The following is a 23,504-nucleotide window of genomic DNA, read 5'->3' as shown; positions in this document are numbered from 1 at the left end:
GCCCCATCATCGAAAACCGGAGGGAAACCCATGTCATTGATCAAGGCACTCGGCCTGGCTGCGGCGGCCGGCGCCACGCTGGCGCTGTCCGGCTGCGGCAGCGCGCCCATTCCGCTGGCCAAGAACTTCGAACTGACCAGCCAGCACAAGGTGCGCTCGGCCGGCCACTGGGAGCTGCTGTCGCGCGACGTGGTGGCGCAGACCCGCGCCACGCTGCAGGCCGCCGGCTACGACGCCGCCACGCCGCTGCACGTGCTGCCCCCGCCCAACCCCAGCGCCTTCGACGTGGCCTTCCGCGACTTCCTGATCACCGAGCTGGTGCAAAGCGGCGCCACCGTGCACCACCAGGGCGGCGCCGCGCTGGACGTGACCTACCACGCGCAGCTGGTGCGCCACAACAGCGACCGCCCGCACTTCATCCCCGGCCAGTTCACCATGATCGCCGGCGGCCTGATGGCCGCCTACGGCCTGCGCCACCAGCACATCGACGCGCAGCTGCTGGCCGCCCTGGGCCTGACGGTCGCCGCCGACTACGCCAACAGCATCAACTCCGGCGGCCCGACCAACACCGAGATGATCCTCACCACCACCGTCTCGCGCGGCGGCCAGTACGTGTCGCGCAAGACCGACGTGTACTACCTGGAGAACGCGGACACGCCGCTGTTCCTGCGCCCCTCGCACTACCGCGCCGTCAACATGAAGGTGGTCTCGCAATGATCCAGCGCCGCACTGCATTCGCCCTTGCTTGCTCCCTGTCGGCCCTGGTGCTGGCCGGCTGCGCCCAGCAGCAGCCCACCCAGATGCGCGCCGAGCCCACCTACCAGGACGCCTCGCGCGCCCCGCTGCTGCAAAGCAGCCGCGACGCGGTCAAGAGCCTGCTGGTCGGCCTGGACACCGGCGTCACCGGCGCCGGCCCGGTGCTGGTGGCCACGGTGGTCAACGTGAACGACCTGAGCGTGTCCGCCCCACTGGGCCGCACGCTGTCCGAGCAATACGCCAACGCCATGGCCATGACAGGCTTCGACGTCAAGGAGATCAAGCTGCGCGGCGACGTCTTCGTCAAGGAAGGCGCCGGCGAGCTGCTGCTGTCACGCGAGATCAAGGACATCGCACGCTTTCACAACGCCTCCATGGTGCTGGTGGGCACCTTCTCGCCCGCCGCCAACTACACCTACGTCAGCCTGAAGCTGGTGCGCACCGAGGACAGCCGCATCATCCGCGGCCACGACTACGCGCTGCCCAACGACCGCGACGTCAACCGCCTGCTGGCCCTGCCGCGCTGAGCGCCGCAGTCCGCACGCAATCGCAAGGCCGCCGCCCAGGCGGCCTTTTCTTTTGCTATTGAAAAATGAGCTGCCAGCGCTTGCCCTGCAAGCGCTGGAGGCCGATTTGGCTAATTAATTTTTCGCCGGAGTCGGCCACAGCACCGAGCCGATCGCCACCGCCATCAGCGCCACCGCCGCCCAGTCCTGCCAGCGCAGCACCTCGCCCAGCCCCAGGGCGCCGCTGAACACGCCGATCACCGGGATCAGCATCACGCTGAGCGTGGAGGCCACCGGCGGCAGCGTGCGCGCCAGGAAGAACCACACCGTCTGCGCAAAGCCCAGCGCCAGCACGCCGTTGTAGAGCAGCGAGCCCACGGCCACCGGGCCGGGCACGTGCCAGCGACCGCGCTCGAACACGATGGCCAGCACGGTGAGCACGGCGCAGGTGATGGCCACCATCCAGAACGACAGCGTGAGCAGCGGCACCGGCACGTGCACGCGGCGCAGCAGCTGCGTGCCCAGCGCCCAGAAGGCGGCCGACGTCAGCATCAGCCCCACGCCCATCGCGCTGGCGCCCAGCATGCCCACCTCGTGCCACAGCAGCAGCACCACGCCCAGGGCCGCGGCGGCCACGCCGCCCCAGGCCCGGCCGGCCAGCCGGTCGCCGAAGAACAGGCTGCCCATGACGGCCGAGAAGATCGGCATGGTGTAGCCCAGGATGGCCGCCCGCCCGCTGGACAGGCGCGGAATGGCCAGGATCATCAGCACGTGCCAGGCCACCATGTTGGTGCCGGCCAGCAGCAGCAGGCGCGGCCAGTGCACGCGGGCGATGGTGAAGGGCAGCCCCTGCTGCAGCAGCACCAGCGCCAGCACCGGCAGGCCCAGCCACAGCGAGGCCATGCGGAAGGTGAGCGGCGGCACGTCGGCCACGCCCAGCTTCATGACGGGCCAGTTCAGCCCCCACACCAGAGTCAATAGAACAAGCAGGACGAGCTGGCGGCGGGACAGGACAGGCATGGCGCGCGATTGTGCCGGCGCGCCCGGCCGCGCGTGCGGGCGCCACCTAAAATCCCCGGCCATGACTTTCCTCGACATGCTGCGCGATGCCGGCGCGCGCAACGACTCCCTGCTGTGCGTGGGGCTGGACCCCGAGCCCCAGCGCTTCCCCGGCGCGCTGCGGGGCGAGGCACACCGCATCTACGATTTTTGCGCCGCCATCGTCGACGCCACGGCCGACCTGGTCTGCGCCTTCAAGCCGCAGATCGCCTATTTCGCCGCGCACGGCGCCGAGGACCAGCTGGAGCGGCTGATGCAGCACATGCGCTGCAACGCGCCGCACGTGCCCGTCATCCTGGACGCCAAGCGCGGCGACATCGGCTCCACCGCCGAGCAGTACGCGCGCGAGGCCTTCGAGCGCTACGGCGCCGACGCGGTGACGCTGTCGCCCTTCATGGGCTTCGACTCCATCGAGCCCTACCTGCAGTACCACGGCAAGGGCGCCTTTTTGCTGTGCCGCACCTCCAACCCCGGCGGCGCCGACCTGCAGGCCCAGCGCCTGGCCAGCGTGCCCGGGCAGCCGCTGCTGTACGAGCACATCGCCGCCCAGGCGCAGGGGCCGTGGAACAAGAACGGCCAGCTGGGCCTGGTGGTGGGCGCCACCTACCCCGAGGAAATCGCCCGCGTGCGCGCGCTGGCGCCCACGCTGCCCCTGCTGATCCCCGGCGTGGGCGCGCAGGGCGGCGACGCCGCCGCCACCGTGCGCGCGGGGCTGACCGAGCGCGGCGCCATCATCGTCAACTCCTCGCGCGCCGTGCTCTATGCATCGGACGGCGACGACTACGCCGCCGCCGCCCGCCGCGCCGCCCAGGCCACGCAGGGCGCGCTGAACGCCGCGCGCCGCTGACGCCGCCGCAGAGCACGCCCAGCCATGCAGCTCAAATGGCTGGAAGACTTCATCGCCCTGGCGCATGAGCGCAGCTTCACCCGCGCCGCCGAGCGGCGCCATGTGACCCACCCGGCCTTCGGCCGGCGCATCCGCGCGCTGGAGGCCTGGGCCGGCACGCCGCTAATCGAGCCCGGCAGCGCCCCGCTGCGGCTGACGGCGGCGGGCCAGGCCTTCCTGGAAACCGCCGAGCAGACCGCACGCGAGTTGGCCGAATCGCACCAGGAGCTGCGCGCCCTGGCCGGCCGCCACGCCCGCACCGTCACGCTGGCCACCGGCCGCACGCTGGCACGCACCCTGGTGGCCGACTGGCTGCCGCGCCTGGCGCCGCTGCTGGGCGAGGCGGGGGCGCTGCGCATCCATACGGGATCGCTGGCCGAGACGGTGCAGAGCTTGCAGGGCGGGGCGGCGGACTTCGCCCTGCTGTACCACCACCCCGCGCTGACCGTACCGCTGGACGCGCGCCAGTTCAGCCACCGCACGCTGGCGCAGGACCGGCTGGTGCCCATCTCCCGTGCGGATGCCGGCGGCGCGCCGGTGCATGACCTGCGCGCGGGCGGGCCGCCGGTGCCCCACGTCGCCTACGCGCGCTCGCTGGCCCTCGGCCGGCTGCTGGAAGATCACCTGACGCGCCACCCCGCCGCGCCGCCGCTGCGCCGGCTGCTGGAGTGCGATTCGCCGGATGCGACGCACGAGTACGTGCTGCGCGGGCTGGGGGTGTCGTGGCTGCCGTGGTCGCTGGTGCAGCGGGATTGCCAGGCTGGGCGGCTGGCACGCGCTGGAGATGCGGCGCTGGATGTGGCGTTCGATGTGCGCCTGTTTCGACCGAAAAGGCGGCTGGGGCCGCTGGCGGAGGTGCTATGGGCGGCGATAGTGCAGGACGGAAGGGATTTGTGCTGACCGTCTTGTTAAACCTACGGTTTCGTTACAGCCCCACAGGCTTGAGGCCTACCTCAGTGAATTTCTGCATGTTCGCTAATAGACATTTTGAAAGGGCAGCTTGCGACCCGTTGCAGTCCTTCAGCCTATCGGCGCCATGGATGGCTTGGCAGCGATTGCGACTCGCCAACACTGCATAGCGACCTCACGGTCTCTGCACCGTGTAGGTCATCAGGGGCCAACCCTATCGCGGGCTTGGTCGCAAGTTTCTGTTGTACAGCCGACGCGTGCGAACGTGTCGTCGCGGGATTTCATTTTGAACGTTCGCTGGCTCCGATCCCGAACTGGTGCTCTCGACTAGAAGGCGACGTGGGCCACCGAGGCCAAGAGTGGGCGGTCGTGCGTTCTCTCGGCTACTTAGGGGATCCGAAGTTGTCCTTCACGCGTGCGCCCTGCATCGGTTCCCAAGCTGTATCTCCGCCAGAACTGACATGAGGTAATAAATCTCGCTAGGATTGAATCTTGTCAATCGTTGTTTGCAATTACCGCCACTTGCCGCATGGTCCATCGAAAATTCGCAACTTGACATAGTTTGGCGAGAAACTTCAAATAAGGTCCCTCGGAAGCAGTATGGGCGGCATGGATTTCACCGAAGCATGACCAACATTTCAATAACGCCCGGTTCATTTTCCAAAAAATTTTGGAGAGCCTTGCCAATGACCGTGCCAGGAATAAGTTGTACTGGCGCCTTCATCGCGTGACCGATTGTGTCTGCTGAAACAAGAAGATCTCCGGCCCGAATTGTTCCGCCTTCCGTTGTGACCCTGACTGGAACTCTACCTGCGAGAGCGACAGCTGGTCGCCCGGCCGCGTCCTCAACGCCGGCATTCATGAGAACCCCGGGCTTCGTAGTTACTACTCCGGCGACCAGAATGCTTTCTGATGCGCTTGTCAGGCGGTAACGCAGAGGATGATGTGGATCGATTTCAACCACATCCCCTGGCTCAGGGAGCCGTCCGGTTGTATCGATGACTTCCGCAATATCGGCGCCTCCCGTTTGAGTACCTCCATTGAAAAACCCTTTCCCGTATTTGTCTATCCTTGCGACGTTGGTCGATTCAGAAACCAAAACCACAAGATCTTGCGTGTTTGTCCCACCTGTGATAGAGGCTGCCGCGCCGCTCCCATTAGTTGCCACTTGGAGCGCATTTCTGGTGCTTGCAGAATTAACATTTTCAAAGCGTCCAGCAACGCCAGAACCGCCGCTAATTCCCGCTTGGCCAAGTACACCAATGGAGCCATTAGGGCTGGTCACGAAGCCGCGAACGCCATAGCCCCCCTCGCCATCATGGCGCCCAACCACAGCGCCGATGCCATGACATTTGCCGATATTTTTGTTGCAGATGGCACCGTTCTGGCGCCCAACAATCGCTTCGCCTGATGAACTGTCGCCTATGACTGCGGCGGCAGACACGCTTCCAGTAACTCCCCAAATGGAGTTTCCGCCCACTGTGTTAGCGTAAATACCTGGACCTACACCATTGTGCTGCACGCTAACACCGCGAGCGCCACTGCTGTTTGGCAACGTCACATCTATGACATTACCTCCTCCGCCCTGGGTGAGATCAAGGAGGGCTCCATTACTCGCGACAGTAGCAGCAAAAGGCAATGAAAACCCCACTGTGGAGGAGCAAGGGCCTATAAAACCGAGTGTCAAGTCGATGCACATTTGCCCCGACTGCGGTGGCAAAGATTGCCACCCTGGAATGGAAATTTTTCCATCCTCCTGAACCCTGAAGCGAGGTGAGCCCCCAGCATTATCCGTAACCACAAGGGCACTGCCTGCAGAAGGTTGAACTACAACATCTGCGGCATAGGACATCGCAAAAAACGTAGCCAAAGCAACTGCCGTTATAAGCAGCTTCGAGTACTTTTTGGACATTTGGAGTCTTTCTCTCAAAATATTTAAAGATGGGAGCGATGTGGCAGCGCAAAAACCGTCTTACTTCGCTGGAAAATCGGAGGCCAATGGAGGGCGATCGCTGCCTTCGGGAGCTTTGATCACGCTCGGCTCGCTTGGAATCGTTGCTTTTTGACGCACTGGTGCATTTTCTTCAGAGGCGAGGACAGAACGCTCATTTACACCTGTCGCAGCGCTCTTGACCGAAATAAGTGCGGCGGGAGGCTGATCTGAAACGAGACGAGGCGCTACGTTTGAGGCGGCCATAGCTGGAGAAAGGATCAATGCAATTAAAACGCACGATCTCTGTGAACAGCGGAACATGTGCAATCCCCGGAATGCTGATTAATTACCGCTCAGAACGCCGCGGCGGCGGATATAAAAACTGCCAACCAGCGCTAGCAACGCAACCAGTACGCCAGTTCCCACCACCGACAGTGACGGTATGCCTCTCATGCTAGACGACCAGCCTGGCAGGGCTGTCGGATCAATGCCGCCGGCTTGGTTGTATTGGAACCAGCGGTAAACATTTCCACTGGTTTTGGATTGGTAGTTTTCTGGAATGCCGAAGGCGATGACTTCGCCGACTGCTCGATTGTCGGCAACATCAACGAACTGGATCGACTGGAGGGAGGTGGCGGACAGCAACGAGGTCGTGCCTGGAGTGGTGCTTCGGATTTTGAGCAAGTTGCCGGACGCTCCTTGTAGTGTGAGCTGTCCAGTCACCGTAGTGGTGCCCCCCCCCACAAACTGCAGTGTTTTCCCCGTGCTGGTACTAGCGCTAAATCTGAGAAACGTAAGGCCCCCGCCCACTTGGGATATCGTGCGAGCGCATCCATCGGATACGGAAACGGTAGAAGTTCCTGCGGCAAACGTCCCTGAGCTAGTGAAGTTGCCGGCCAGAGATAGGTGCCCTGCCCCCCCATCCAGGCTACCCCCGATCGCCAAATTATCAATGCCACTCAACTGAGCTGCATTGGCAGTAGCTGCACCAGCAACGCTGAAGTCCGTGCACCCAAAATTTACCCGGGCATCTCCAAAATCAACTCGGGAGCCAGAGCCTACTTGAAACTGTGCTGCTTGGCCCAGAAGGGTTGTACCGGCAAGAACGACACCCAAAATAGGCGATAGACGCATTGATGCACCGCAAAGCGTTAATAGATGAAGACCAATCTTACGGCAAATCTCACAATCTGCTACGTTTGTTGTAACAGCTCAACGACTTAGAACCCCAGTACGCGGCGTATACGGACCGTAGTTGGAATACGTTGCGCCCCGCGGCTCGGCGAACAGTAGCTTTTGGAGACAGCAGACATCGGTCAACGAATTGATCGCCGTCGGTTATCGAGACAGGCGTCGTTCACGTACGGTCCAAGGCCGAGCGTCAAGACCCAGCCGAAGGGGCCACACAGCTGGCGTCATCGACGGGCTGCTCATGGCCCGAAGACGCACGCATGGCACGGGCCGAAAAGCGGTTCTGAGCGAATAAAACGCCGAAATCGGTGGTTCATATTGCTGAACTACAGGAGCACGTCAAACACCAGTTACCACGAATAGCACGCCCCCGTGCCGTTTCAGCACCATGCTGCCCCGCCTGGCTTTCCACAATGCCGTTCACCACAACGACATTGCCGAGGAGACAGCCATGACCACCTTCAATCACCGCACCCCGCCCACGCGCCGCCGCGTCCTGGTTGCCACGCTGCTGGCCGTCACCGGCGCCCTGCTGGCCGCCCTGCCCGCCGCCGCGCAGGACTACCCCACCAAGCCCATCACCCTCGTTGTCGGCTACCCGCCCGGCGGCAGCACCGACCTGATGGGTCGGCTGGTCGGCACCGAGCTGTCCAACCGCCTGGGCCAGCCGGTGGTCATCGAGAACGTGGGCGGCGCCGGGGGCACCATCGGCGCGCAGAAGGTGGCCAACGCCGCGCCGGACGGCTACACGCTGCTGGTGGGCTCCAGCAACGAGCTGGCGATCGCCAAGCTGGTCACGCCGCGCACCGTCAAGTACGGGCCGGCGAACTTCACACCCATCGGGCTGATCGGCTCGCAGCCGCTGGTGCTGGTGGCCTCCACGGCCGCAGGGGTGAAGAACGCCGGCGACTTCACGCAGCTGGTGAAGAAGAACCCCGGCAAGTTCAGCTACGGCAGCTCCGGCGTGGGCACGGCGCTGCACCTGGCCGGCGAGATGGTCAAGGAGCAGGGCGGGCTGTTCATGACGCACATCCCCTTCCGCGGCGTGGCGCCGCTGACCAGCGACCTGATGGGCGGCAACCTGGAGTTCGGCGTGTTCGTGCTCTCCAGCGGCCTGCCGCACATCAAGTCGGGCAAGGTGGTGGCGCTGGGCACCACGGCGGCCAAGCGCTCGCAGGCAACGCCTGACATTCCCGCGCTGGCCGAGCTGCCGCAGTTCAAGAATGTGGACATCGAGAGCTGGTTCGCGCTGATGGGCCCGGCCAAGCTGCCGCAGCCGGTGGTGGCCAAGCTCAAAAAAGCGCTGGCCGAGACGCTGCAGTCGCCCGACTTCCGCCAGAAGATGGCCGCCGCCGGCTCCGGCGTGGCCGCGCCGGGCGTGGATGTGCAGAAGTTCTGGGATGGCGAGATCGCCAAATACACCCGCATCGTGCAGTTCGCAAAGATCGAAGAATGACCGCTACCCACTGCGCTGACGCCCTGCACTGGACCCTGCCCGCGCCCGACCTGGGCGCCTGGCGCGCGGGCAACACCGGCACCGAGGGCGTGTGGCGCTTCGACTCCGGCGTGCCCGGGCGCCACGTGCTGATCACGGCGCTGATCCACGGCAACGAGCTGTGCGGCGCCTGGGCGCTCTTGGGCCTGCTGCAGGCCGGCGTGCGCCCGCAGCAGGGCACGTTGACCTTGGCGTTCTGCAATCTGGCGGCGTTCGACCGGTTCGACATCGCGCAGCCCGACGCGGCCCGCTTTGCCGAGCAGGACCTGAACCGCCAGTGGATCGACGCGCGCATGCAGGCCGGCGACTCGCTGGAGCGCCGCCGCGCCGCCGCGCTGCAGCCCTTCGTGGCGCAGGCCGACTGGCTGCTGGACTTGCATTCCATGCACGAGCCCTCGGCGCCGCTGCTGCTGACCGGCGTGCAGCCGCGTAACCTGGCACTGGCCCGCGCGCTGGCAGCGCCCGAGCATGTCGTGATCGACGCGGGCCACCAGGACGGCACGCGGCTGCGCGACTACGGCCGCTTCGGCCTGCCGGACGACGAAGCCGGCGACAGCCGCTCGCTGCTGGTCGAATGCGGCTGGCACGGCGACCCGGCCAGCCGCGCCGTGGCGCAGGACCAGTGCCTGCGCTTTCTGCAGGCGTCGGGCTGCGTGGATGCGCAGGAGCTGGCGCAGCGCCTGCCCGGCTGGCGAGCCGCCGACGCGCCGCGCCAGTGGGCGCTGCAGGTGACGGGCGGCGTGGTGGCGACGAGCGAGCGCTTTGCCTTCACCCAGCCCTTCACCGGGCTGGAGGTGATCGCGCGCGCCGGCACCGTGATCGGCGACAACGACGGCACGCCCGTGACTACGCCTTATGACGACTGCGTGCTGGTCATGCCCAGCACGCGCCAGGCGCGCGCGGGCGTGACGGTGGTGCGCTTCGCCACGCGCCGGCCGCTGTAGCCAAGGCCCTGCAGGCGCGGCAAGGCAAGGGCTTGGCACGGGCCGGTGCCGGGCCGCGCGAGCGGCTGCTGGAGGGACGCGCCACGCCCTGCCGGCCCAGCTGTTCAACTCCAAGGAACACACCGGCCCCAGCCCGCGCCAGGCGTGGCGCGGTCGTTGAAGGGCAAGGAGGAGCAGCCAGTGTGCCGCCCCTGGCCCTGCGGGGCAGCGGACTGCGGCGCCAGCAGAGCTGCCGTACACGGCCCGTGGGTGAGCTACCAAGTCACCCCCGCTTGGTTTCGCGCTGTCTGGCGCAGCCGTGCAGGCGGCGCTGGGTGGCATAAGCGCGGGGACCCGGTCCAGGCTCACACCTTCCCGCACAGGCCTCCGGTGGCAGTCGAACTGTTCCGGGGCGTGGCTGCCGGCTTGGTCGCCGGGCCCGCGAATTGCTCCTGGTTTGATAGCTTGCAGCGCTTGATGGACGGGCGCCGAAGCCAGTTTTGATGCGTATTTATTCCACGACGCCGGCGGCACTGTGTGTGACCGTGCGGTACTCGGTTTCAGAGTGCTGCGCGCTCAGCGCAAATAGCGTCCCAGAAATTCCCGCGTGAGCTGACGCACACGGGATAGCTCCGCTGCCGCATCGCCTTGGCCAAGATCCAGGGCTGCAGCGAGTTCCTGGGTCAGCATGCCTTTGTGCTGGCTCAACAAATACTTGGTGTCCGTGAAGCTGTTGTGCGCCATGCCCGCCAACTCCATGCGCTCGGCTGCGGATCCACGCGCGCTCCACACGGCTTCGATGGTCGGATCGGGGCCCTCGCTCGGCGGGTGTTCCGCCTGCAACAGGAGGAAGGGGAAGTCCCAGCTCCCCGACAAGTCTCCGAACACCGAACCGTCCAGGTTGACCCCTGCGAGCACGCGGGCGTCTGAGCGCGCCCATTGAAGCGCTGCGGAGCCGCCGTACGAATGCCCATATGCGCCTACGTGCGCAAGGTCGAGCTTTCCCCCCAGCAAATGGGCAGTGTCCGCATTCCGCACGGCCAGCCAGTCCAGGACGAAGCGCAGGTCATCCACCACGACGTGCGAGGAAGTGAACAAGAGTTCGGGGTCCACTTCGTCGTTGACCGCCAGAGACCCATCCAGCAGGCGCACCGGGCCCGAGACATAGGGATGGTCCACCGCGACCACCACATACCCATGGCTCGCCATGTCTTCAGCCAGGCTGGTGTACAGGGCGGACAGGGAGCCGACCCCTGGCGAGAACAGCATGACTGGATGGCGCCCGCTGGCCATGGGGACCTCCTGGCGGGAGTAGGTGCGGACATCAAACACGGCCGCCTCCAGCCCTTCCAGGTTGGCCGCAAGGATCTGGGCTATTTCAGGCGCCAGATACTCCGCGGCCGCACCGCCCACCCACTGCGTCGCTGGATACCAGACGGTGACACCGACTTCGCGATGGCGCGGGCCGTCGCCGCCGGTGGGCTGCAGCCGCTGCATGTCGCGCAGCGCGTAGTGCGCCCTGCCAAGACAGTGTTCCCCCGTCGGCACTGGCAAACGCCGGGCGTCCTTCTGCGCATCCGCAAGGGCACAGCGTTCGGCGTACTGCTGCTCACGGCTCAGGGGCTCCTGCGAGCCGCCACCGCACGCAGCCAAAAGCAGGGACATGCCGGCGGCCAGCGCCGCCAGAAGGACGTGTTGTTTCATATGCAATCTGCCAAAGAGAAAGGGAATCAGGACCGGATGCGCCCGATGGCGGGTCGCGCACCAGGCAGCAAGACCAGCCTCATCCGTGCGAAGCGCTGCGCGCTGCGATTGCTCAGGCTGGTGCCCTGCAATGTGGCGAGCCAAACTGACGGATTTCCTAATCCATCATGAAGATTGGATGAAGAGGAGGGGCGCCGTTGCCGCCGATACTCCGCCCCTCACGGGCCCAACCACTGGAGACTGACCGCATGAATTTGTTGCTCGTCGAAGACGATCTGGAGCTTGGTGACGGTATCCGCCTGGCCCTGTCCGGCCAGGGATTCAGGGTGTGCTGGGTACGCCGGCTCCAGGATGCCCGCACCCGCCTTGAGGATGCACTGCACGATGTCGTGGTTTTGGACCTGGGCCTTCCGGACGGTGACGGCCTTGCCTTGCTGTCCGACTTGCGCCAAGGGCAGCCCAGGCTTCCCGTCCTGATCCTGAGCGCACGCGATGGCCTGAATGACCGGCTCAGGGGCCTGGACAATGGCGCGGACGATTATTTGGTCAAGCCCTTTGCTCTGGCAGAGCTGGTGGCCAGGCTGCAGGCCCTCGTGCGCCGCACCTACCGAACGGCAGGAAGCGCACTGGTCGTCGGCGGTCTGTCTGTGGATGAAGCCGCCAGGCGCGTGCAGGTCGACGGAGCGACGGTCGAGCTTTCGCGATGCGAGTTCGACCTGGTGAGTCTCCTGATCAAGCGCCGCGACCATGTGGTGTCGCGCAGGCTGCTGGAGGAGCAGGTTCTCCCCGGCGGCCTGCAAAGCAGCAACAGCCTGGACGTGCACATGTCCAACTTGCGCAAGAAGATCGGCAGCCACTACATCCGTACCGTCCGGGGGGTGGGCTACGCCATTGAGACCGTGCCCGCGCCGTCCGCTCGTCCATGATCCGGCAGAAACTTGCGCACTGGCTGCGCCTGGTGCGCCAGCCATCGCTGATCCGGCGACTGCTGCTCTCCCAGATGCTCGGCCTGGCGGTGCTGTGGGGGCTCGTCACGACCGCGATGCTGCATGACGCCCAGGACAACGAAGATTTGCTGCGCATGGATGCGGTCTATACGGTGGTCGCCACCATCGCCAGCAACCTCGCCGACGACCCCGTTCGCCGGCAGCAGACGCTCGACGCATTCACCACGGCGCTGCACGCTTCCTATGGTGACGGCGTCCTCGTGCCCCAGCTGTTCGTCTGGCAGGAGGGGCGGTCGATCTACCACAGCGCAGCGCTCCTTCCCGGGCTGCGCCCCGTGCAGACCGACCATATTGGGCACCTCCAGGCTGGTGGGGGAACCCTGCGTGCGCGCACCGTCGCACCACTGCCTGGCAACATCCAGGTCACTCTGGTGATGCCAGGGCTACCTGCGGCAGCCCTGGGCTTTCATTCCCGTGGTTTCTATTTGATGCCGCTGGCTATCAGCCTGCCCCTTCTGGCACTGCCGGCTTTCTTCTCCCTGCGTGTGGCGCTTCGCCCGTGGCAGGCAGTGGCCGATGAGATCACGGCGCGCAGGCCGGGAGATCTGGACGCGCTTCAATCAGCACCTCCACACCGTGAACTCCGCCCTCTGGTGGACAGCGTCAATGCACTGCTGGCGCAAGCGCGCGTCAGCCTGCAGCGGGAACGCAACCTCGTCGCCGATGCCGCCCATGAGCTGCGCACGCCGTTGGCCGCCTTGCGCGTCAACGTCGAGGCACTGAGCACCCAGGCTTTCGCCGGGGCCGAGCGCGAGCTGCTGGGCAACCTTCTGCGATGCAACGAGCGGGCCACGCGCGTGGTGTCGCAGCTGCTGCAACTGATGCGCAGCGAGGCCGAACCCCGGCATGAGATGTGCTCTCTCCTATGCCTGTACGCTTTGGCCCAGGACAGGCTGACGGTACTGGATGCTTTTGCCCGGACACGCCGGATTGAACTCGAGCTGCTCTGCGAAGGTGAGCCGCCATTCCAGGTGCGGGGCAGCGAGGAGGCCTTCACCTCGTTGATAGACAACCTGGTGGAGAACGCCATCAAGTACAGCCCCACCGGAAGTACCGTCTGTGTCCGCCTGGCGCGGGCGGGCCCACAGGTGCAAATGCACGTCATCGACTCTGGTCCCGGAATACCGCAGGCGCTGCACGAACGGGTGTTCGACAGGTTCTACCGCTTGCCTACCACCACGCAAAGTGGCAGTGGCCTGGGCCTCACCATCGCACGTGCCGCGGCTGAACGGCATGGCGGCAAGGTCGCACTCTCCAGCCCTTCTGAAGGGGGCCTGGAAGTCATCGTCCACATTCCGCTCGCCGTGGAACACGGTTAACGCCATATGCCCGCTGACGCATGCCGTGCGGCGGGACCGCGACGCGTCCGCGCGCCAACCGGGTGGCGGCCAGCCGCCCCGGAAACTCCCAAATTGATAGCATCCGGCGCTGGATTCACCAGCGCTGAAGGCGGTTTTAACCCAAATACCTGCGCAGGTACTGCCCCGTGTGGCTGGCGGGGTTCGCCGCCACGTCCTCCGGCGTGCCCTCGGCCACCACGCGCCCGCCGCCGGCGCCGCCCTCGGGGCCCATGTCGATGATCCAGTCGGCGGTCTTGATGACGTCCAGGTTGTGCTCGATGACCACCAGCGTGTTGCCCGCGTCGCGCAGCCGCGTTAGCACCTGCAGCAGCAGGTCCACGTCGGCAAAGTGCAGCCCGGTGGTGGGCTCGTCCAGGATGTACAGCGTGCGGCCGGTGTCGCGGCGCGAGAGCTCCTGCGCGAGCTTGACGCGCTGCGCCTCGCCGCCCGAGAGCGTGGTGGCGCTCTGGCCCAGGCGGATGTACGACAGGCCGACCTCCAGCAGCGTCTGCAGCTTGCGGGCGATGGTTGGCACGTCCTTGAACAGCAGCCAGGCGTCTTCCACCGTCAGCTGCAGGATCTCGGCGATGCTCTTGCCCTTCCACTGCACCTGCAGCGTCTCGCGGTTGTAGCGCTGGCCGTGGCACACGTCGCAGGGCACGTAGACGTCGGGCAGAAAGTGCATCTCCACTTTCACCACGCCGTCGCCCTGGCAGGCTTCGCAGCGCCCGCCGCCGGCCGCCTGCGACACGTTGAAGGAAAACCGCCCCGGCCCGTAGCCGCGCTCGCGCGCGGTGGTGGTCTCGGCCATCAGCTCGCGGATGGGTGTGAACAGCCCCGTGTAGGTGGCCGGGTTGCTGCGCGGCGTGCGGCCGATGGGCGACTGGTCCACGTTGATGACCTTGTCGAAGTACTCGATGCCCTCGATGGCATCGTGCTCGGCCGGCTCGTCGTGCGCGCGGTACAGCTGGCGCGCCACGGCCTTGAGCAGCGTGTCGTTGACCAGCGTGCTCTTGCCCGAGCCGGACACGCCCGTCACGCAGGTCAGCAGGCCCACGGGGAAGGACACGCTCACGTCAGCCAGGTTGTTGCCGCGCGCGCCCAGCACGCGCAGTGCCTGCAGGCTGCCCTGCGTGGCGCGGTGCTCGGCCAGGCGCTCCTTGCGGCGCATGCTGGCGGCCGTCTCGGGAAAGCGCGAGGCGGATTTTTTCTTGGGCGGCGCGGCGTCCTGCTGCTCGGCCAGCACCGGCAGCCAGGGCGTGCGGCGCGCGGGCACGGCGATCTTTTTCGCGCCCGACAGGTACTGGCCGGTCAGTGACTCGGCGCTGGCCGCCAGATGCGCCGCCGTGCCCTGGGCCATGACGCGCCCGCCGTGCACGCCGGCGCCCGGGCCCATGTCCACCACGTGGTCGGCGGCGCGGATCATGTCCTCGTCGTGCTCGACCACGATGACGCTGTTGCCCAGGCCCTGCAGGTGCTTGAGGGTGGCGATCAGCCGGTCGTTGTCGCGCTGGTGCAGGCCGATGCTGGGCTCGTCCAGCACGTACATCACGCCGGTGAGGCCGCTGCCGATCTGGCTGGCCAGGCGGATGCGCTGGGCCTCGCCGCCCGACAGCGTGTCGGCGCTGCGCGCCAGGCTCAGGTAGGACAGGCCCACGTCGTTCAGGAAGGACAGGCGTGCGCCGATCTCGCGCACGATGCGCGCGGCGATCTCGGCCTTGGCGCCGGACAGTTGCAGCTGCGCAAACCAGGCCTGGGCGCCGGCCAGCGTCATCTCGCTGACCTCGTGGATGGCCAGGCCCTGGCCTTCGGGCTCGCCCAGCTTGACGTGCCGCGCCTCGGGCCGCAGGCGCGCGCCGCGGCAGGCCGGGCAGGGCTGGCACTGGCGGTAGCGGGCCAGCTCCTCGCGCACCGTGGCCGAGTCGGTGTCGCGCCAGCGCCGCTCCATGTTGGGCACGATGCCTTCGAAGGGGTGGCTCTTGACGATCTCCTGGCCCTTGCGCGTACCGCTGTCCAGCACATAGCGAAACGCGATGTCCTCGCTGCCCGAGCCGTGCAGCACGACCTGGCGCACGGCCTCGGGCAGCGCCTCGAACGGCGTGTCCACGTCGAAGCCGTAGTGCGCGGCCAGGCTCTCGATCATGGCGAAGTAGTAGCCATTGCGCCGGTCCCAGCCGCGCACGGCGCCGCCGGCCAGGCTCAGCTCGGGGTGGGCCACGATGCGCGCGGGGTCGAACACCTCCTGCTGGCCGATGCCGTCACACGCCGGGCAGGCGCCGCTGGGCGAGTTGAAGGAGAACAGCCGCGGCTCCAGCTCGGCCAGCGCGTAGCTGCACACCGGGCAGGCGAAGCGGCTGGACCACAGGTGCTCGTGGCCGCTGTCCATCTCCAGCGCCAGCACGCGGCCGGCGCCTTCGGCGCCGCCCACGCGCAGCACGGCCTCGATACTCTCGGCCAGGCGCTGGCGCGCATCCGGGCGCACCTTCAGGCGGTCGATGACCACGTCGATGTCGTGCTTCTCGGTTTTCTTGAGCGCCGGCAGCCCCTCGGCGTCGTAGGTCTGGCCGTCGATGCGAAAGCGCACGTAGCCCATGGCCTGCATCTGCGCCAGCAGCTCGGTGAACTCGCCCTTCTTCTGCCGCGCAACCGGCGCCAGCAGCATCAGGCGCGTGTCCTCGGGCAGGGCCAGCACGGCATCGACCATCTGGCTGACGGTCTGCGCGGTGAGTGGCAGGCCGTGCTCGGGGCAGTGCGGCGTGCCGGCGCGGGCGAACAGCAGGCGCAGGTAGTCGTGCACCTCGGTCACCGTGCCCACGGTGGAGCGCGGGTTGTGGCTGGTGGCCTTTTGCTCAATGGCAATGGCCGGCGACAGGCCTTCGATCAGGTCCACGTCCGGCTTGTCCAGCCGCCCCAGGAACTGCCGCGCATAGGCCGACAGGCTCTCCACGTAGCGCCGCTGGCCTTCGGCATACAGCGTGTCGAAGGCCAGGCTGGACTTGCCCGAGCCCGACAGCCCGGTGATCACCACCAGCTGGTTGCGCGGGATGTCCAGGTCGATGTTCTTCAGGTTGTGCGTGCGCGCGCCGCGGATGCTGATGCGCTGCTCGCGCAGAGCGTGGGCGAGGTAGGCGCCGTCACGGGCGTCTTCGGAGGCATCGGGAGGGGGCAGGTTCACGGCGGCGGGGGATGCGGCAGGGGAACCGGCCATGATAGTGATTGGAAGGCTGGGGGACGGTGTAGCGGTCGAGTAGTTTCAGGCTACGGGCTTCATTGCTAGCGGGCGAGTGGTAGGAGGCGCGTAGGCAATAGTGGCATTGTTGGTTTCAATCCACGCCCGTCATTGCTAACGGGCGAGCAGCACGTGCGCGGTGCGCGTGGCGGTCTCGAAGCTGTTTCAATCCACACCCGTCATTGCTAACGGGCGGGCGCACGTAGACGCGCGGATGGTCGGCGTAGCTGTCGTTTCAATCCACGCCCGTCATTGCTAACGGGCGAGCGCTGCACCGCCGTGATGGGGGCGCCCAGCGGCTTGTTTCAATCCACGCCCGTCATTGCTAACGGGCGAGCGGTGCAGGTGCAGGTGGTCCATGGCGGGCGCTCCATGTTTCAATCCACGCCCGTCATTGCTAACGGGCGAGCAGGACAGCGCCGTATTCGCGGCCACCGTGAGCGTGTTTCAATCCACGCCCGTCATTGCTAACGGGCGAGCTTCGGCGGGGGTTGGCCACTGCCCGGCGGGGCAATGTTTCAATCCACGCCCGTCATTGCTAACGGGCGAGCCCAGCGGGTCATCGACGTAGCCGCCGGCCATGGAGTTTCAATCCACGCCCGTCATTGCTAACGGGCGAGCCCGGTGGGCACTTGCTGGCCAGTCACTTGCACGCGTTTCAATCCACGCCCGTCATTGCTAACGGGCGAGCCGTGATCGTCCCCTCTACGGTGTGGAGCCAGTCCAGTTTCAATCCACGCCCGTCATTGCTAACGGGCGAGCAGCGGGCTTTTTCACGCCTCCATGAGCCTAGCGTCGTTTCAATCCACGCCCGTCATTGCTAACGGGCGAGCCAAATTTCCGGCAAATGGCGCTGAACGCTGGTTGGTTTCAATCCAGGCCCGTCATTGCTAACGGGCGAGCCATCGCACGAGAGCAGTCATTCAACCGCAGCAACGGTTTCAATCCACGCCCGTCATTGCTAACGGGCGAGCCTGGCGGGGCCAGTTGCCCCTTGGCCTCGCCGTAGTTTCAATCCACGCCCGTCATTGCTAACGGGCGAGCTAGGGGGCGGCGACGGTCACGATGTCGCCGGATTGTTTCAATCCACGCCCGTCATTGCTAACGGGCGAGCGCTGTGCATGCGGTCGCTCATGTCGCCGTACAAAAGTTTCAATCCACGCCCGTCATTGCTAACGGGCGAGCTTCCACGTGGGGAATTGACCTGTGAAACCCATAGAGTTTCAATCCACGCCCGTCATTGCTAACGGGCGAGCGCTTGCAGATGGGTAAATCGGGGTTTTCTTTGCAGTTTCAATCCACGCCCGTCATTGCTAACGGGCGAGCCTCGCCGAAGGGATGGTGGTACTCGCCGACGGCGTGTTTCAATCCACGCCCGTCATTGCTAACGGGCGAGCCTGCGCGTGCCTTATCGGCGACACGCAAGGGGTGTTTCAATCCACGCCCGTCATTGCTAACGGGCGAGCCAGGGATCTTGATGCCGAACGTATGCAGGTTGGTGTTTCAATCCACGCCCGTCATTGCTAACGGGCGAGCAAGAGCGCTGCCGATTGGTGCTGTCGATGGAGCGGTTTCAATCCACGCCCGTCATTGCTAACGGGCGAGCGCGCTACGAACGCCAGAAAGGCCGATCCGGTCGGGTTTCAATCCACGCCCGTCATTGCTAACGGGCGAGCAGCGCGCGGGTGGTGGTCACGTTGATCACCACGTCGTTTCAATCCACGCCCGTCATTGCTAACGGGCGAGCCTTCTTCCATGCCTGCTGGTTCACCAGCCCGGCAGTTTCAATCCACGCCCGTCATTGCTAACGGGCGAGCCACAGGGCGCCCCCGCTGGCGACGGGAAAGCGGTGTTTCAATCCACGCCCGTCATTGCTAACGGGCGAGCGAGAGAACACGCTGTTTCCACTGACCGTCTTTTTGTTTCAATCCACGCCCGTCATTGCTAACGGGCGAGCCCGCGCCCGGCGGATGAACGGTCCCTGACCGCGGGGGTTTCAATCCACGCCCGTCATTGCTAACGGGCGAGCGGCGCCTTCACGGGGCGATCCTGACGGTTGAAAGGTTTCAATCCACGCCCGTCATTGCTAACGGGCGAGCGGCTCGCAACTCGTCCGTAGAGTCAGCCAGTTGCCGGTTTCAATCCACGCCCGTCATTGCTAACGGGCGAGCTAGGGTTAGCACCTAGTAAAAAGATGCGCTGCAGAGTTTCAATCCACGCCCGTCATTGCTAACGGGCGAGCCAGCGAGCCCGAGACGGCGGCGGCCTTGTCGATGGTTTCAATCCACGCCCGTCATTGCTAACGGGCGAGCCCGAAAGTCCGCCCCGTTCTTCGGAGAGTGTCGTGTTTCAATCCACGCCCGTCATTGCTAACGGGCGAGCGAATTGCCGAGCCGTTCACCGGCGCCTGGCAAAAGTTTCAATCCACGCCCGTCATTGCTAACGGGCGAGCGAAAGCGGCTCAGGAGCAGGCCCGTGCCCAGCAGGTTTCAATCCACGCCCGTCATTGCTAACGGGCGAGCCGCAGGGCAGGGGCCCGCAACCCATGACCCTCAGTGTTTCAATCCACGCCCGTCATTGCTAACGGGCGAGCCACCAGCTGGGCCCTGTACGCTGCCTGGTTGCCGTGTTTCAATCCACGCCCGTCATTGCTAACGGGCGAGCGGGGGGCCGCCCGGCTACGCTGTCTCCGGGAACTCGTTTCAATCCACGCCCGTCATTGCTAACGGGCGAGCGTTGACGATCCACGCGTCCCCGCAGCGCACAACAGTTTCAATCCACGCCCGTCATTGCTAACGGGCGAGCCCCAGCCCTCGAAGCCGGTGATCTCGCCGTGGTAGTTTCAATCCACGCCCGTCATTGCTAACGGGCGAGCGGTTGCTGAAAATTTGCGGCATTGCCAAGCGCGAGTTTCAATCCACGCCCGTCATTGCTAACGGGCGAGCTTCCGTTACGGCTTTGCGCCTGTGCCGTCACGCTTGTTTCAATCCACGCCCGTCATTGCTAACGGGCGAGCGGCCAGAGGGTGGACATGCGCTTTTCCGTAACGGAGTTTCAATCCACGCCCGTCATTGCTAACGGGCGAGCGATTCCCCCTTGCCAAAGCCACGCAGGCTTTGGGGTTTCAATCCACGCCCGTCATTGCTAACGGGCGAGCCATCAGCATGGCGCACGAGGGGGGCGCTGGAATCGGTTTCAATCCACGCCCGTCATTGCTAACGGGCGAGCCGTACAGCCGTAGTAGATACGATGTATACGAAGTTGTTTCAATCCACGCCCGTCATTGCTAACGGGCGAGCTGGGCTACGTTGTCGCCTCGGTTGATGGCCTCTTGGTTTCAATCCACGCCCGTCATTGCTAACGGGCGAGCTGCGTGACCGCCGGCCCCCAGGCGGCCACCGTAGCGTTTCAATCCACGCCCGTCATTGCTAACGGGCGAGCGTGAATACGCCCGCCGCATGATCGCGCAGCAGCTGGTTTCAATCCACGCCCGTCATTGCTAACGGGCGAGCGCGGGACGCCGGAAGACCTGGCCCGCGTTGCCGAGTTTCAATCCACGCCCGTCATTGCTAACGGGCGAGCGCAGCTCGTCCATGGGCGTGGCGTCGTCGCTTGCACGTTTCAATCCACGCCCGTCATTGCTAACGGGCGAGCCAGATGGCACACGCGCTTGTGGCTCGCCTCGCTGGTTTCAATCCACGCCCGTCATTGCTAACGGGCGAGCGAAACGGTTCATGGATTACTCCTCGGTTGTGGTTGTTTCAATCCACGCCCGTCATTGCTAACGGGCGAGCCTCTTTTTCCGGGGGTTTCTCCGCCATGCTGCAGGTTTCAATCCACGCCCGTCATTGCTAACGGGCGAGCAAACCGCCGCCTGTTGGTGCGAACTCAGACAGGAGTTTCAATCCACGCCCGTCATTGCTAACGGGCGAGCGGTCGGCGGTGGCGGCCTGCTGGCCGGCGAAGCTGTTTCAATCCACGCCCGTCATTGCTAACGGGCGAGCTTAGGGCGGCGCTCCACAAGCCCACCTGGCGCGTGTTTCAATCCACGCCCGTCATTGCTAACGGGCGAGCCGCCGTGGACGTGGAAATCGAGCACTTGGCGAAGGTTTCAATCCACGCCCGTCATTGCTAACGGGCGAGCTCGCGCGCCGCATCGCCGACGCCTCCGTGCTCATGTTTCAATCCACGCCCGTCATTGCTAACGGGCGAGCACCCACGAGGGCTACGTCCTCCGCGACGGCGACACGTTTCAATCCACGCCCGTCATTGCTAACGGGCGAGCGTGATCGCCAAGTTCCTCGGCACCAGCGAGGGCAAGTTTCAATCCACGCCCGTCATTGCTAACGGGCGAGCGGCCCAATAGCGATCGATGCCATCCCACCGGCTATTGTTTCAATCCACGCCCGTCATTGCTAACGGGCGAGCCGCCGCCGACATAGTGCCAGCGGTCCATCACGCGGGTTTCAATCCACGCCCGTCATTGCTAACGGGCGAGCAAACCGCCGCCTGTTGGTGCGAACTCAGACAGGAGTTTCAATCCACGCCCGTCATTGCTAACGGGCGAGCCACCGCGCAGCGCGCCGAATACCACGTTTCGTGGTTTCAATCCACGCCCGTCATTGCTAACGGGCGAGCTTTCAGGAGCCCACCATGGCGCTGATCTACGCAAAGTTTCAATCCACGCCCGTCATTGCTAACGGGCGAGCGACCCGTGGTGCTCTGCTGTGTCTGTGAGCAGCGGTTTCAATCCACGCCCGTCATTGCTAACGGGCGAGCGTAGAACAGCGCGGCGCCCTGCTCGTTCTTGTCGAGTTTCAATCCACGCCCGTCATTGCTAACGGGCGAGCACAAGTAGTGCCGGCACCGCTCCCCGTACTAGTGGTTTCAATCCACGCCCGTCATTGCTAACGGGCGAGCCGCTGGGCAGCGCGCACGACGCAGCGGGAGCCGCAGTTTCAATCCACGCCCGTCATTGCTAACGGGCGAGCGCCTCGCCTGGAAGCCATTGCACCCAAAGCGTTTTTCCCACGCTCCGCGCGAACCTCGTCCGGATGGCTGGAAGTTCGAAAGCAAAATAAGCGTGAGAAGAAATAAAACACCGGAAAAACAATGGCTTGCGAAGCGCGCGAACCTCGCATGAAAAATGGCATCACTTAGGGTTCGCGGCAGTCACCATAGCATGCAGCGGGGAAGCTACGCTCCCGCCGAAAGCCGCGCATTGCCTTCTCTTACAGCACGAGCGGGCTATCGAAATCCGTTGCTTTGAAGGCTCCGTGTTCCAGCACTTCAAAGCCACGGGTGCCGGGAATCCGGTATAGCCGCAGGCAATCCTGCAAAGGATCAATTTCCGCCAGCAGCCGGCGCTCCAGCTCTTCAAACAGGGCCACGTCAAGCTGGCATTCGAAGACCGATTTCTGCACGCGCTGGCCTGTGCCTTCACACACCTTGGCTACGCGGCGCAAGCGCCGCCGGCCCGCTTTGGTTTCCGTATTGACGTCGTAACAGACCAGCACCAGCATGGCGATCTCCTACTTCGCCACGAAAGGTATATAGGGGGCTGCGCTGTCACGCACCGCACGAGCCATCAGCCGCGCCTGAACCAGCGGCACGAGGCCCAAGGGCACCGACTGCGCCAGCAAGGGATGGTTGATCTCATCCTTTTTGCGCTCCTGAAAAGCGATGACCACGGCCTTGCGTGCATCGGACTCCAGTGATACAGCGCCCCCTTCCCGCACCGTGAAGTCTCCGGCCGACAACTGCCCGCGATTGATGAGGGTCAGGGCCAAGCGGTCGGCCCAGGGACGAAATTCCTCCATCAAATCCAATGCAAGCGCCGCCCGGCCGGGGCGCAGCGCATGCAGAAAGCCCGCCTGTGGGTCCAGCCCTGCGGCTTCGATTGCGCTGCGGCAATCGTTCATCCACATGGCATACAGAAAAGACAGCAGTGCATTGAAGCGGTCTCGCGGCGGCCGGCGCGTGCGCCCATCCATCGCGAAGACGGCACGCTGGTCAGGGCGCACCAGCAAGTTCAGACCGCTGAAATACTGCCTTGCCGCCTCGCCTTCGACGCCTCGCACACTGTCCAGGCTGCCTGCCTCGGGCAGGGCGCGCAAGCTGGCGGCCAGATCGTTGGCCAAGCGCGTCAGCAAGGCCGCCTCCTGCTCAGACTTGGCCTCGCGTGCTCCGCGCTGCAGCACCTGGCGGCAGTTCTTGATCTTCCCGGCCACGCAGGCGCGCGCCATGTCCAGCGTGAAGCCCTCATCTGCCAGGCGCTGAAACTGCGCCTGCCGCAGCAGCACGTTGCCGCTCACCGCACCCTCCAGGCGGGCCTTGAAGCGCCCGTTGTCGTCCAGCAGCACCAGTGCGATGGCGTCATCCGCCAGGCGGTGCATTAAAGGCGCGGACAGGCCTGCATGTCCGAAGCACACGACCGCAGACAGGTGGTGCAACGGAACGCGCAGCCGCGTTTCACGCTCGATTTCCACGCGCAGCGTGTCGTTGTCCAGCCTCAGCCAGGCCTCGGGTTGCGTGACGTACAAGGTGTTGAGTAGTTGCATGGCAGT

At 65.1% G+C, this 23,504-nt stretch carries 15 protein-coding genes and 1 CRISPR repeat array; of the genes, 8 read left to right on the top strand and 7 right to left on the bottom strand.

Annotated elements, in window-relative coordinates:
* The first annotated feature begins 30 nt into the window (after window positions 1-30).
* On the top strand, window positions 31-717 hold the full coding sequence (locus RT282_RS00915; protein WP_313083442.1) for a hypothetical protein: 687 nt from the start codon (window positions 31-33) through the stop codon (window positions 715-717).
* On the top strand, window positions 714-1,283 hold the full coding sequence (locus RT282_RS00910; protein ID WP_312306153.1) for a FlgO family outer membrane protein: 570 nt from the start codon (window positions 714-716) through the stop codon (window positions 1,281-1,283). The genes RT282_RS00915 and RT282_RS00910 overlap by 4 nt, the downstream gene beginning before the upstream one ends.
* Before the next feature lie 114 nt (window positions 1,284-1,397).
* Here the strand turns inward: RT282_RS00910 and RT282_RS00905 are convergent, their stop codons facing one another.
* On the bottom strand, window positions 1,398-2,282 hold the full coding sequence (locus RT282_RS00905) for a DMT family transporter (RefSeq protein ID WP_312306152.1): 885 nt from the start codon (window positions 2,280-2,282) through the stop codon (window positions 1,398-1,400).
* Window positions 2,283-2,343: 61 nt separating this feature from the next.
* Between RT282_RS00905 and pyrF the strand changes: the two genes are divergently transcribed.
* Together pyrF and RT282_RS00895 are read left to right on the top strand one after the other, a co-directional pair.
* Window positions 2,344-3,168, top strand: coding sequence for an orotidine-5'-phosphate decarboxylase (gene pyrF, locus RT282_RS00900; RefSeq protein ID WP_313311198.1), 825 nt, complete (start codon window positions 2,344-2,346; stop codon window positions 3,166-3,168).
* Between the two features lie 24 nt (window positions 3,169-3,192).
* Window positions 3,193-4,107, top strand: a complete 915-nt coding sequence (locus RT282_RS00895; protein ID WP_313311197.1) for a LysR substrate-binding domain-containing protein — start codon at window positions 3,193-3,195, stop codon at window positions 4,105-4,107.
* A 625-nt stretch (window positions 4,108-4,732) separates the two neighbouring features.
* Here RT282_RS00895 and RT282_RS00890 read toward each other — a convergent pair.
* The gene (locus RT282_RS00890; RefSeq protein ID WP_312306146.1) at window positions 4,733-6,028 is read right to left on the bottom strand and encodes a hypothetical protein; all 1,296 of its coding nucleotides are present in this window, start codon (window positions 6,026-6,028) and stop codon (window positions 4,733-4,735) included.
* A 363-nt stretch (window positions 6,029-6,391) separates the two neighbouring features.
* Entirely contained in the window at window positions 6,392-6,694 is a 303-nt protein-coding gene (locus RT282_RS00885; protein ID WP_312758398.1) for a hypothetical protein, read from the bottom strand.
* Window positions 6,695-7,691: 997 nt separating this feature from the next.
* On the opposite strand from RT282_RS00885, the gene RT282_RS00880 reads away from it, so the two are divergent.
* Both RT282_RS00880 and RT282_RS00875 read left to right on the top strand, forming a co-directional pair.
* The gene (locus RT282_RS00880; RefSeq protein ID WP_313311196.1) at window positions 7,692-8,696 is read left to right on the top strand and encodes a tripartite tricarboxylate transporter substrate binding protein; all 1,005 of its coding nucleotides are present in this window, start codon (window positions 7,692-7,694) and stop codon (window positions 8,694-8,696) included.
* Entirely contained in the window at window positions 8,693-9,679 is a 987-nt protein-coding gene (locus RT282_RS00875) for a succinylglutamate desuccinylase/aspartoacylase family protein (protein ID WP_313311195.1), read from the top strand. The genes RT282_RS00880 and RT282_RS00875 overlap by 4 nt, the downstream gene beginning before the upstream one ends.
* 555 nt (window positions 9,680-10,234) lie before the next feature.
* Here RT282_RS00875 and RT282_RS00870 read toward each other — a convergent pair.
* The gene (locus RT282_RS00870) at window positions 10,235-11,362 is read right to left on the bottom strand and encodes a hypothetical protein (RefSeq protein ID WP_313311194.1); all 1,128 of its coding nucleotides are present in this window, start codon (window positions 11,360-11,362) and stop codon (window positions 10,235-10,237) included.
* Window positions 11,363-11,610: 248 nt separating this feature from the next.
* Here RT282_RS00870 and RT282_RS00865 point away from each other — a divergent pair, with 248 nt between their 5' ends.
* On the top strand, window positions 11,611-12,288 hold the full coding sequence (locus tag RT282_RS00865; RefSeq protein WP_312307200.1) for a response regulator: 678 nt from the start codon (window positions 11,611-11,613) through the stop codon (window positions 12,286-12,288).
* Window positions 12,285-13,688: an ATP-binding protein gene (locus RT282_RS00860; RefSeq protein WP_313311193.1), complete on the top strand. Its 1,404-nt coding sequence runs from the start codon at window positions 12,285-12,287 to the stop codon at window positions 13,686-13,688. The genes RT282_RS00865 and RT282_RS00860 overlap by 4 nt, the downstream gene beginning before the upstream one ends.
* Before the next feature lie 136 nt (window positions 13,689-13,824).
* On the opposite strand, the gene uvrA is transcribed toward RT282_RS00860, so the two are convergent.
* From uvrA to cas1c, 3 genes are all read right to left on the bottom strand, one after another.
* Window positions 13,825-16,917, bottom strand: coding sequence for an excinuclease ABC subunit UvrA (uvrA, locus tag RT282_RS00855; RefSeq protein ID WP_313311191.1), 3,093 nt, complete (start codon window positions 16,915-16,917; stop codon window positions 13,825-13,827).
* A gap of 112 nt (window positions 16,918-17,029) precedes the next feature.
* A CRISPR array of direct repeats spans window positions 17,030-21,929; the repeat unit is 36 nt; unit sequence GTTTCAATCCACGCCCGTCATTGCTAACGGGCGAGC.
* A 240-nt stretch (window positions 21,930-22,169) separates the two neighbouring features.
* Entirely contained in the window at window positions 22,170-22,460 is a 291-nt protein-coding gene (gene cas2, locus RT282_RS00850) for a CRISPR-associated endonuclease Cas2 (protein ID WP_313311190.1), read from the bottom strand.
* 9 nt (window positions 22,461-22,469) lie between these two features.
* Complete coding sequence (gene cas1c, locus RT282_RS00845) at window positions 22,470-23,498, bottom strand: type I-C CRISPR-associated endonuclease Cas1c (RefSeq protein WP_313311188.1); 1,029 nt, start codon at window positions 23,496-23,498, stop codon at window positions 22,470-22,472.
* Between the last annotated feature and the right edge of the window lie 6 nt (window positions 23,499-23,504).

Origin of the sequence: Pulveribacter sp. (assembly GCF_032079985.1) — a bacterium.
Classification (GTDB): Bacteria; Pseudomonadota; Gammaproteobacteria; order Burkholderiales; family Burkholderiaceae_C; genus Melaminivora.
The sequence above is the reverse complement of the archived record's forward strand: the minus strand, read 5'-3'. Positions and strand labels throughout refer to the sequence as shown.

What these genes read in the sequence shown, in the direction of transcription:
- RT282_RS00870 (WP_313311194.1), bottom strand. Translation starts at nt 11,362, where the DNA reads ATGAAACAACACGTCCTTCTGGCGGCGCTGGCCGCCGGCATGTCCCTG.
- RT282_RS00890 (WP_312306146.1), bottom strand. Translation starts at nt 6,028, where the DNA reads ATGTCCAAAAAGTACTCGAAGCTGCTTATAACGGCAGTTGCTTTGGCT.
- RT282_RS00905 (WP_312306152.1), bottom strand. Translation starts at nt 2,282, where the DNA reads ATGCCTGTCCTGTCCCGCCGCCAGCTCGTCCTGCTTGTTCTATTGACT.
- cas2 (WP_313311190.1), bottom strand. Translation starts at nt 22,460, where the DNA reads ATGCTGGTGCTGGTCTGTTACGACGTCAATACGGAAACCAAAGCGGGC.
- RT282_RS00880 (WP_313311196.1), top strand. Translation starts at nt 7,692, where the DNA reads ATGACCACCTTCAATCACCGCACCCCGCCCACGCGCCGCCGCGTCCTG.
- pyrF (WP_313311198.1), top strand. Translation starts at nt 2,344, where the DNA reads ATGACTTTCCTCGACATGCTGCGCGATGCCGGCGCGCGCAACGACTCC.
- uvrA (WP_313311191.1), bottom strand. Translation starts at nt 16,917, where the DNA reads ATGGCCGGTTCCCCTGCCGCATCCCCCGCCGCCGTGAACCTGCCCCCT.
- RT282_RS00895 (WP_313311197.1), top strand. Translation starts at nt 3,193, where the DNA reads ATGCAGCTCAAATGGCTGGAAGACTTCATCGCCCTGGCGCATGAGCGC.
- RT282_RS00860 (WP_313311193.1), top strand. Translation starts at nt 12,285, where the DNA reads ATGATCCGGCAGAAACTTGCGCACTGGCTGCGCCTGGTGCGCCAGCCA.
- RT282_RS00875 (WP_313311195.1), top strand. Translation starts at nt 8,693, where the DNA reads ATGACCGCTACCCACTGCGCTGACGCCCTGCACTGGACCCTGCCCGCG.
- RT282_RS00910 (WP_312306153.1), top strand. Translation starts at nt 714, where the DNA reads ATGATCCAGCGCCGCACTGCATTCGCCCTTGCTTGCTCCCTGTCGGCC.
- cas1c (WP_313311188.1), bottom strand. Translation starts at nt 23,498, where the DNA reads ATGCAACTACTCAACACCTTGTACGTCACGCAACCCGAGGCCTGGCTG.
- RT282_RS00915 (WP_313083442.1), top strand. Translation starts at nt 31, where the DNA reads ATGTCATTGATCAAGGCACTCGGCCTGGCTGCGGCGGCCGGCGCCACG.
- RT282_RS00865 (WP_312307200.1), top strand. Translation starts at nt 11,611, where the DNA reads ATGAATTTGTTGCTCGTCGAAGACGATCTGGAGCTTGGTGACGGTATC.